At 26.9% G+C, this 245-nt stretch carries 1 protein-coding gene; it reads left to right on the top strand.

The window, feature by feature from the left end; all coding sequences use genetic code 4:
* Positions 1 to 245 (top strand): restriction endonuclease subunit S (locus N8G13_RS03300; protein ID WP_262289468.1); only part of this gene is annotated, 245 nt, incomplete at both ends.

The following is a 245-nucleotide window of genomic DNA, read 5'->3' as shown; positions in this document are numbered from 1 at the left end:
TAGGAACTTTTGCAAATGTTATTTTGCAACAAGTAGCAGAAATAAATATAAAAGTCCCAGACAAGAAAGAACAAGAAAAAATATCAAATACTTTTAATTTATTTGATACAAGCATATCTTTGTTAAAGCGTTTGTGATTTTGCTCAAAAATTCAACTTTTTTATGTCGAAAAAAATGCATTTTCATTAAAAAACACTCTCGTTTGGTTCCAACAAAAGGTGGAAAATCTATTTAAAGTCACAAGA

The organism is Mycoplasma zalophi (assembly GCF_025486335.1).
GTDB lineage: Bacteria > Bacillota_I > Bacilli_A > Mycoplasmatales > Metamycoplasmataceae > Metamycoplasma > Metamycoplasma zalophi.
Note: the sequence above shows the minus strand (reverse complement) of the source record. Positions and strands in the feature narration are given on the sequence as shown.